Origin of the sequence: Mesorhizobium sp. M4A.F.Ca.ET.090.04.2.1, assembly GCF_003999085.1 — a bacterium.
Taxonomy (GTDB): Bacteria; Pseudomonadota; Alphaproteobacteria; order Rhizobiales; family Rhizobiaceae; genus Mesorhizobium.
In genome coordinates this window covers 1-8,619 of record NZ_RZOT01000241.1, presented here as the reverse complement: position 1 = coordinate 8,619, position 8,619 = coordinate 1, and the positions used below count along the sequence as shown (strand labels likewise).

At 63.2% G+C, this 8,619-nt stretch carries 10 protein-coding genes; 2 read left to right on the top strand and 8 right to left on the bottom strand.

The features are described from left to right. Positions 1-452: 452 nt before the first annotated feature. Complete coding sequence (locus tag EN781_RS17880; protein ID WP_126054087.1) at positions 453-638, bottom strand: hypothetical protein; 186 nt, start codon at positions 636-638, stop codon at positions 453-455. Positions 639-857: 219 nt separating this feature from the next. Between EN781_RS17880 and EN781_RS17875 the strand changes: the two genes are divergently transcribed. Together EN781_RS17875 and EN781_RS17870 are read left to right on the top strand one after the other, a co-directional pair. Next, positions 858-1,757 carry a LysR substrate-binding domain-containing protein gene (locus EN781_RS17875; protein ID WP_126054088.1) on the top strand — a complete coding sequence of 300 codons (900 nt, stop codon included), beginning with the start codon at positions 858-860 and terminating at the stop codon, positions 1,755-1,757. After that, positions 1,757-2,107 carry a hypothetical protein gene (locus EN781_RS17870; protein WP_126054089.1) on the top strand — a complete coding sequence of 117 codons (351 nt, stop codon included), beginning with the start codon at positions 1,757-1,759 and terminating at the stop codon, positions 2,105-2,107. Before EN781_RS17875 ends, EN781_RS17870 begins: the two co-directional genes overlap by 1 nt. Here EN781_RS17870 and EN781_RS17865 read toward each other — a convergent pair. The 7 genes from EN781_RS17865 to EN781_RS17835 form a co-directional block, all read right to left on the bottom strand. Continuing rightward, complete coding sequence (locus EN781_RS17865; protein ID WP_127400192.1) at positions 2,026-3,006, bottom strand: alpha/beta hydrolase; 981 nt, start codon at positions 3,004-3,006, stop codon at positions 2,026-2,028. The genes EN781_RS17870 and EN781_RS17865 overlap by 82 nt on opposite strands. Positions 3,007-3,243: 237 nt before the next feature. Further along, the gene (locus EN781_RS17860) at positions 3,244-3,429 is read right to left on the bottom strand and encodes a hypothetical protein (protein WP_126054091.1); all 186 of its coding nucleotides are present in this window, start codon (positions 3,427-3,429) and stop codon (positions 3,244-3,246) included. A 185-nt stretch (positions 3,430-3,614) separates the two neighbouring features. Beyond that, entirely contained in the window at positions 3,615-5,744 is a 2,130-nt protein-coding gene (locus EN781_RS17855) for an ASKHA domain-containing protein (RefSeq protein WP_126054092.1), read from the bottom strand. After that, entirely contained in the window at positions 5,695-6,669 is a 975-nt protein-coding gene (locus EN781_RS17850; RefSeq protein ID WP_126054093.1) for a methyltetrahydrofolate cobalamin methyltransferase, read from the bottom strand. The genes EN781_RS17855 and EN781_RS17850 overlap by 50 nt, the downstream gene beginning before the upstream one ends. 80 nt (positions 6,670-6,749) lie before the next feature. Next, complete coding sequence (locus tag EN781_RS17845; RefSeq protein WP_126054094.1) at positions 6,750-7,841, bottom strand: methylenetetrahydrofolate reductase; 1,092 nt, start codon at positions 7,839-7,841, stop codon at positions 6,750-6,752. Then, positions 7,838-8,437, bottom strand: a complete 600-nt coding sequence (locus EN781_RS17840; RefSeq protein WP_126054095.1) for a methylenetetrahydrofolate reductase C-terminal domain-containing protein — start codon at positions 8,435-8,437, stop codon at positions 7,838-7,840. Before EN781_RS17840 ends, EN781_RS17845 begins: the two co-directional genes overlap by 4 nt. Further along, on the bottom strand, positions 8,430-8,619 hold a 190-nt coding region (locus EN781_RS17835), incomplete at its 5' end, for a virulence factor (protein WP_189347652.1). The genes EN781_RS17835 and EN781_RS17840, both read right to left, overlap by 8 nt.

Below are 8,619 nucleotides of genomic sequence, written 5' to 3'. Positions count from 1 at the left end.
CTTCGCCCGCCGCGAAACCAACCTGACGACCGCGCTCGAGCGCGGTCGTCAGGTTGGTTTCGCGGCGGGCGAAGAGGCGGGCAAAAAGCTTCATAATCATCTCCATTCGGTTGCTCAGACGGGTCGCCTTCGCGTGATGGAGTGGGGCAGCTCGTTTGCTGGCGTTGATATAGGCTTGTGCGAACGAAAACTAAATCGCAAAAACGAAGCGCTTGTTATGAAAAGCGACACCGATTGCGACAATTTTGGGCAATGCGCCCAGGATTTACGATTGTTTACAAGGCGTTAAATCGAAAAATGCGGCGTTATGCGATTGGCTCATATGCGTCATGCAGCTGTAGCATGGCTTTGAAAAATCATTTGAATGCAAACAAAACAGACGGTTGGGCAAAATAGAGAGGCCTGCCGGGCTGGGTCCGCCGGGCAGGCCTTCAGGATTTGATACACACGATTTACTTCGCTCCGGCCCAGGATCCGACACCGAGACGAGCGCCGGTCTTGGCATCGGCGGCTTCCGGCCAGCCGATATCCTTCTGCAGTTCAATCGGCAGCGCGTGGATGGCGCGTTCGGTCTGATAGCGAGCGCGGGCCGCGCTGAATTCGGTCGCAAACCGACCGAGGGACGACAGGATAGACATTTCATTCTCCTTTGCGTTGCGCCGGGAGTTGGCCGGCGGAAGCGTTGCGTCAGGTCTGTTTCAGCTTCATTTCATGTCTTGCAGGTCTGTGCCGCGGTCGTTTCACGGCTGCTTTTGGCAACAGCCTGCTTCGATGGAGTTGACTATCCTCCCAAACTGGAGTTCAATCAAACGAAATGGAATGATCGTTCACATCAGAAAAATTGAAGGCTGATCCCGATGAACGCCCCACTCAATCACCCGCTGCCGCTGCTCGATCTCGATGTCCTGCGCACCTTCGTTGCGATCGCCGAGACCGGCAGCTTCACCACCGCCGCTACGGCCGTCTTCCGCACGCCTTCGGCCGTCTCCATGCAGATCAAGAAGCTGGAGGACATTCTCGGCCGCTCCGTCTTCGCGCGCGACGCGCGCTCGGTGACGCTGACGACGGACGGCGAGATGCTGCTCGGCTATGCCCGCCGGCTGTTGTCGATCAACCGCGAGGTGGTGTCGAAGTTCATCATTCCCGACATTGTCGGCGTGGTGCGGCTGGGCTCGCCGGACGACTATGGCGAGCGCGTGCTGCCACATGTCTTGAAGCGTTTCGCGCAGTCGCATCCCTCGATCGCGGTCGATGTCACCATCGACCAGAGCATCAATCTGCGCCGGCGCATGGACGACCGGGCGCTCGACATCACGCTGCTGACCAATTCCTACAAGACCAGCGCGCTGGGTGCCGAGGTGCTGTTGACCGAACCGATCGTTTGGGCCGGCGCCAAGGGCGGCTGCGCGCATCTGCGCGAACCGCTGCCGGTGTCGCTGTGGGAAGAGGGCTGCATCTGGCGGGCAGGGGCGCTCGAGGCGCTGGGACGCGAGGGCCGCAACTATCGCGTCGCTTATATGAGCGCGCACACGGCCGGCCAGCGCGCCGCGATCATGGCCGATCTCGCGGTCGCGCCGCTGCCCAAATCCTTCCTCGGCAACGAGATGGTCGAGCTCGGGCCGAAGGACGGCATGCCCGACATTGGCACCTACAATCTCGCCATGGTGGTGGCGCCCGACGCCAGCGCGCCGGTGAAGGCGGTTGCCGACCACATCCGCGCGACTTTCGAGCTGTTCCGGGAAACCGGAAAGTTCTGATGAGCCTTGCTGTCAGTCGCGTTTCGGTGCTCAGCGATCTTGTCACGTGCGGAAAGCCGATTGATGTTCTGGCTGCAACGATGAGTGACTTGGGTTGGTCCGAGACGCCGATGGTTGTCCTGACCACTGACCATATTTTGAGCGTGCTCCGACGGTTCCAGTCAGGAGAACTCACTGCTGCGGACGTGGAGGCGTGGGCGGACCTGATCGAATGCAGGGAAGATATCGACTACCAGCCAGATCGACATGAAGACATACTGGAAGCGATCTATGTGTTGGCCAATCCGGTCTTGAATGGCCCACTTGATGAAGCCCTGACGGACCAAGTGATCGCCTCGCTCTCTGCTTGACGAGTGATTTTATCACTGCTGAGAAAAGCGACGATGCTGTTGCGCGCGCGCCGCGTCTCCGGCATCTCGATCAGCGGCCAGACGTGGAACATGCCTTCTTCGTAGACGACCTCCACCTCGACACCGGCGGCGCGCGCTTTCTCGGCGAAGATCAGGTTGTCGGGGCTGAGCAGGTCGTGCGAGCCGGTCAGAAGAAGCGTCTTCGGCAGTACCGAAAGGTCGCCATAGAGCGGGCTGATGTGCCAGTCGGCGCGATCGATGCCGGCGCTGTAGAGCCGGATCGCCTCCAGCCCGCCGGCGATGCCAAGCCACGGATCGTTACGCTCGGCCTCGAACACTTCGGGGTTGGAGAGCGACATGTCGAGCCCGGGCGAAATCAGGACGTGGCGTGCCGGCAGCGGCAGGCCGTCCTCGGCCGCCATCATGGTCAGTACCACGGCCATGTTGCCGCCGGCGGAATCGCCCATAAAGGCGATGTTTTCGGCGCCGGTCTCGCCGAGCATCTGCCGGTAGACCTCGCCGACCATGCCGAACATGTCATGGAAATCGTGCTCGGGCGCGATCGGATAGATCGGCACCGTGATACCATAGCCCAGCCGCTCGGCCATCTCGACGATCAGCCCCCAATGATAGGAGGTGATCTGGAAGACATAGGCGCCGCCATGCAGATAGAGGATCCGCTTTCGCTCGCCGGCCCTCGGCGCGATCTCGTAGACGGGAAATCCGTTGACGCGGCGCTCGGCAATGTCGAGGCGATGACGCAGCGATGCCGGCGGATGATGGTCCTCGGTCTTGCGGGCGTAAGAAATCCAGCGCTGCAGGTTTTCCGGACTGGAAAAAGCCTTCTTGCGGCTATGCCTGAGGACAAAGGAAACGACGTGGCTTTTGAAACTGGGCATGCCGACACACGGACTTCGGCCGGAGCCGACTAAGAGAATTTCCCCTCTGTTCGGAAGATCGTACCTTGCCCGCAAATGTCAAGATTTGCGCTCGACACAACACGCTTGTGTGATCCGGCGACTGCCAGGTTCAGGGCCGCGGCAGCAACGCCACGCGCAACTTGTTGTCACCGGCAGCCGGAGCCGTGCCACGACCCCGGCGCTTGGCCAGCAGCTTGTATTTGTCGGCGAAGGTCATCAGCGCGCCGATCCCAGAAGCAGCTGCGCGAGCACGGCCTGCGGATCATTCGGCGGTGACGCCGGCCAGCCAATGTCCTTCTGGATGTCGAGGGGCAGGCTGTTCAGCGCCCGGATAGACTTGCTCCTGTTGTGCGCATGCTTGATGGCCACCCCATAGCGGCCGAGGCTTTCGAACATCGACATGGTGTTTTCCTCCGGAAGCGGCGGCGGGAAGACATTTCCGGCCTGCCGTTCGATGGGTGCCTAAATGCGCCTTGCGCGTTTCCAGCGGATTTCACGAAAACAGCATTTCGGTTTCCGGATCGGGCGATCCGGAAACATTTGCATGCAAATGAAAATGGAAAAGTCTGAAGATCGGCGAGAGGCCGCTAGCCTCGGCCGCGCCTTGCCGCATGACCCTCGCGCGAACGGCGGCGTGGCGCCGCGTCGCCGGCTATGCCGTCCTCGCTGACTGTCTTCCTGGGCGGCAGTTTGACCGCCGCCGACAGCTTCGGGAACGGGTCGATCTTGTTCGGCAGGGCCATGGCGTAGACGAAGTGCTCCTGGAATTTCGGCTCCAGCGCGGTCTCGATCTTCTCGATCCGGCTTACCGTCTCCTCGATCTCGCGGCGGTAGCCGCGATTGAGCAGCGCCATGCGGGCGCCGGCGCCGGCCGCGTTACCGACGGCCGAGACCTTGTCGAGGTCGCAGTCGGGGATCAGGCCGAGCACCATGGCGTATTTGGGATCGATGAAGGAGCCGAAAGCGCCGGCGAAATGGATGCGGTCGACATGCTCGGTGTGCTGCTTTTCCATCAGCAGCTTAGTGCCGGCGTAGAGCGCCGCCTTAGCGAGCTGGATGGCGCGTACGTCGTTCTGGGTGATGGTGATTCGGGGCTCGCCATCCTTCAGGACATAGGAGAAGGTGCGGCCGTTGGCGATGATGCGCGGCGAGCGCGCGGAGAGCGACCCGTCGACGACGCCATCTTCCGAGATGATGCCGGCGAGATACATCTCCGCCACCACCTCGATGATGCCGGAGCCGCAGATGCCCGTGACGCCGGTCGATTGCACGCTTTCGGCGAAGCCCGGCTGATCGGACCATAGTTCCGAGCCGATGACGCGGTATTTCGGCTCCAGCGTCTCGGCATCGATGCGCACGCGCTCGATGGCGCCCGGTGCTGCCCGCTGGCCGCCGGAAATCTCCGCGCCCTCGAAGGCCGGGCCGGTGGGCGAAGAGGCCGCCACGACCCTGGTGCGGTTGCCGAGCACGATCTCGGCATTGGTGCCGACGTCGACGATCAGCATCATCTCGTCCTGGCGGTGTGGGCCTTCCGACAGCGTCACCGCCGCCGCGTCGGCGCCGACATGGCCGGCAATGCAAGGCAGCATGTAGAGGCGGGCGCCCTGATTGAGCTTCAGGCCAATATCGGAGGTCTTGATGCGCACCGCGCCCGAGACCGCGAGCGCGAAGGGCGCGCCGCCGAGCTCGGTCGGATCGATGCCGAGGAACAGATGGTGCATGATCGGATTGCCGACGAAGACGGAGTCCAGGATGTCGTTGCGCTGCACATTGCCTTCGGCGCAAACCTTGTCGACCAGGCTGGAAATCGCCTCGCGCACCGCGACCGTCATGCCTTCGCGGCCGTCCGGATTCATCATCACATAGGAGACACGGCTCATCAGATCCTCGCCGAAGCGGATCTGCGGGTTCGATGTGCCGGAAGAGGCCGCGACACGGCCGGACAGCAGCGACACCAGATGCATGGCGATGGTGGTCGAGCCGATATCGCAGGCGAGTCCGTAAGCCTCGTTCTTGAGGCCTGGCCACAGCGCGATGACGCGCGCGATATCACTGTCGGCATCCTTGTAGATGGCGGCGGTGGCGGTCCAGTTGCCCTTGCGCAGGATGCCCTGCACCTGCGGCATCAGGTAGAAGTCGAACTCGAGGCTCTTGAAGCCCCAGTCCTTCATCAGCGCGATCTTCAGGCGGTCGAGATCGCCGAGCGGCTTGTGCATGTCGGGCTCTTCGATCTCGACATAGCACATGCGCACTGCCGTATCGCGGGCGATCACCCTGGTGTCGGCATCCTTGCGGATGGTTTGGGCGTTGATGACCGTGTCCTGCGGCACGTCGATGACGAGGTCGCCGAGGATCTGCGCCGAGCAGGAGAGGCGCCGCCGCTCGGGAAGGCCGCGCACGCGCTCGTAGCGCTCCTCCTTGGCGCCCTTGGGCGAAATGTGGTCGTTGGAAGAGACGATCTTGTGCTTGGCGAAATTGCCTTCCTGCACCTCGATCTGGCAGCGCCCGCAAGTGGCGCGTCCGCCACAGACGCTTTCGACATAGACGCCGAGTTGACGCGCCGCGTCGAGCACCGGCGTGCCGACCGGAAACCGCCCGCGCTTGCCGGACGGCATGAACAGCACGAGCGGATCGGTGATGTTGGCAGGCGAGTTCACGATTGCGCGCTTATCCCCTGGCCATCCGGGCTTCGCGGCCGCCGCGGCGACGGCCGCCATTGCCGGCGCCTTCGCCGGGAGCGTTGACCGCCACCGGAGCGGCAACCGCATGGCCGCCTTCGGCCGGCTTGTAGTCCTTGTAGGTGCGGATCCAGTTGGTGCAGTTCTCGTCGGTGCCGTTCAGCACATTGGCGCCGCGCACCGCTTCCATTTCCTGCGGGCGCACCGGGTTCATGATCGCCGAGGTCATGCCGGCGCCGATCACCATCGGGATGAAGGCGGCGTTGATGCCGTGGCGGTGCGGCAGGCCGAAGGAGATGTTGGAGAGGCCGCACGTGGTGTTGACCTTGAGCTCCTCGCGCAGGCGGCGCAGCAGCGCGAACACCTGGCGGCCGGCATCGCCCAGCGCGCCGATCGGCATCACCAGCGGGTCGACGACAACGTCATGGGCGGGAATGCCGAAATCGGCGCAGCGCTCGACGATCTTCTTGGCGACGGCGAAACGCACGTCAGGATCCATCGAGATGCCGGTCTCGTCGTTGGAGATGGCGACGACCGGGACGTTGTACTTCTTGACCAGCGGCAGGATCGCTTCGAGCTTCTCTTCCTCGCCGGTGACCGAGTTGACCAGCGGGCGGCCCTTGGCAACCTTCAGCGCCGCCTCGATGGCAGCGGTGACCGAACTGTCGATCGACAGCGGCAGGTCGACCAGGCCCTGCACGATCTCCAGCGTCTGCACCAGCAGCGCCGGCTCGGTGGCATTGGGGTCGACGGCGGTGACGCCGGCATTGACGTCGAGCATGGTGGCGCCGCAGGCGGCCTGCTCCAGCGCGTCCTTGATGACGGTCTCGAAGTTGCCGGCCACCATTTCGGCGGCGAGCTTCTTGCGGCCCGTCGGGTTGATGCGCTCGCCGATCACGCAGAAGGGCTGGTCGAAGCCGATGATGATTTCTCTGGTCGCCGACGCGACGATGGTGCGGGTCATGCAATCTCTCCGTCGTGATATAAAGAGTTCTTTATATCGTTATCTGATTTCGTTCAAGCGAATGGTGATCGCCCGGGCTCTCAATGCGCGGTCTTCACCATGTCCACCTGGGTTTCGGTAATCTCGTCATGCAGAATGTGATCGAGCCGCTCTGCGACCAGCTGGTCGTCGCGGCGGATTTCGCGCTTCCAGGGCTGGCGGCCCTTCAGCACGCCCGATTCATCGACGATCTCGGCGACATATTCCTCTTGCCGGTAGGCCATCACATGGACGCCGGCGACGCCCGGAATTTCCTTCACCTCGTTGATGATGTCGATGCAGAGCTGCTTGCCTTCCTTCTTCTGGTCCTGCGCTCCTTCCAGCCGCTTGATGATCGCGTCGGGGATATGGATGCCCGGCACGTTGGAACGGATCCACTTGGCCGTCTTGGCCGAGGCCAGCGGCCCGACGCCGCACAGGATGAAGACCTTTTCGGTGTGGCCGAGATCGCGCGCCTTTTGCATGAAGGTTTTGAACATCGGCACGTCGAAGCAGTACTGCGTCTGCACGAACTGGGCGCCGGCGGCGATCTTCTTGCCGAGATGGATCGGGCGGAAATCGAAGGGCGGGGCGAAGGGATTGACGGCGGCGCCTAGAAAGATCTGCGGCGGCGTCGTCAGCTTGCGGCCGGACAGGAACTTGCCGTTGTCGCGCATGATGCGGCAGGTCTCGAGCAGCGACATCGAATCGAGGTCGAACACCGGCTTTGCGCCGGGCTGGTCGCCGGCCTGCACACCGTCGCCGGTAAGGCAGAGCATGTTGGCGACGCCCATCGCGGCGCCGCCCAGCACGTCGCCCTGGATGGCGATGCGGTTCTTGTCGCGGCAGGCGATCTGCATGATCGGGGCGTAGCCCATGCGGGTCAGCAGCGCGCAGATGCCGACCGAGGACATGTGGCAATTGGCGCCGGAGGCATCGACGGCATTGATGGCGTCGACCCAGCCGTCGAAAATCCTGGCGCGGTTATAGACGTCCTCCGGATCGGCGCTGTCGGGCGGGTTGAGCTCGGTGGTGACCGCGAACTCGCCGCGCCTTAGCACGCGCTCCAGCCGGCCGCGCGAAGTATGGCCGGGCAGGGGATCGAGCGGCAGGTGGATGCCGGCCGGGTTCTCGTCGCGCTGGCGGATGGTCATGCGGAGGCTCCGGTTTTAGGCGTATTCTGGGCAGCCTCGCGGGTTGCGGCCGCTTGCGCGGTGACACGCAGCCAGGCGGAGGTTTCGCGCAGCGACTGGTCGACCGGCTTCTGCACGTCGAGGATCTTGTCGCCATGCACCATGTTACGCGAACCTTCCCAGGCCTTGACCCAGACGCAAGGCATGTCGGGCTCGACCTCGCAATTGCCGTTGGCGCGCACGCCGCCGCATGGGCCGTTGCGCAACTGCTTCGGGCAGTTCATCGGGCAGGACATGCCGGTCGAGGACAAGACGCACTGGCCGCACATGCGGCAGTCGAACATGAAGCCCTTGACGCGCTTCTCGACGAATTTGACCGGGGCCTCGACGCGGCCATAGCCGATGCCCTTCCACAAGGGATGCAGCAGCAGGAAGACGTCGGCGAAGCGGCTGTAGAACCATTCGAGCAATCGCGAGTGCCGGATCGACCATAATCTCACCGCGAAGGAGCGCTGGACGCGCCGCTGCGGCGATACGTCGGCCGGCTTGTAGTCGGATTTCGGCGCTGCCTTCTTGACCAGGGTGGCCTGGGTAACGGTCGGTTGCTTATCAGACATTTTCTTTTCCGCCCGCCTTGACCAGAGCGACCAGCCGCTCGCGGTCGTATTTCGTGTCGAGCTCTTGGAAGGCCTTTTCGACCTCGGCTTCGATGTCGTCGCCGACCGGAACCGGGTCGGCCTTGCGCCATTCGGCCAGATAGTCGTCCGTACCGCCGGCGCCAGTGCGCATGGCGCACATG

Bases quoted from the DNA above. Each gene is read 5' to 3' on its own strand.
- EN781_RS17880 (WP_126054087.1), bottom strand. From the start codon at position 638: ATGTCTATCCTGTCGTCCCTCGGTCGGTTTGCGACCGAATTCAGCGCG.
- EN781_RS17875 (WP_126054088.1), top strand. From the start codon at position 858: ATGAACGCCCCACTCAATCACCCGCTGCCGCTGCTCGATCTCGATGTC.
- EN781_RS17870 (WP_126054089.1), top strand. From the start codon at position 1,757: ATGAGCCTTGCTGTCAGTCGCGTTTCGGTGCTCAGCGATCTTGTCACG.
- EN781_RS17865 (WP_127400192.1), bottom strand. From the start codon at position 3,006: ATGCCCAGTTTCAAAAGCCACGTCGTTTCCTTTGTCCTCAGGCATAGC.
- EN781_RS17860 (WP_126054091.1), bottom strand. From the start codon at position 3,429: ATGTCGATGTTCGAAAGCCTCGGCCGCTATGGGGTGGCCATCAAGCAT.
- EN781_RS17855 (WP_126054092.1), bottom strand. From the start codon at position 5,744: ATGGCGGCCGTCGCCGCGGCGGCCGCGAAGCCCGGATGGCCAGGGGAT.
- EN781_RS17850 (WP_126054093.1), bottom strand. From the start codon at position 6,669: ATGACCCGCACCATCGTCGCGTCGGCGACCAGAGAAATCATCATCGGC.
- EN781_RS17845 (WP_126054094.1), bottom strand. From the start codon at position 7,841: ATGACCATCCGCCAGCGCGACGAGAACCCGGCCGGCATCCACCTGCCG.
- EN781_RS17840 (WP_126054095.1), bottom strand. From the start codon at position 8,437: ATGTCTGATAAGCAACCGACCGTTACCCAGGCCACCCTGGTCAAGAAG.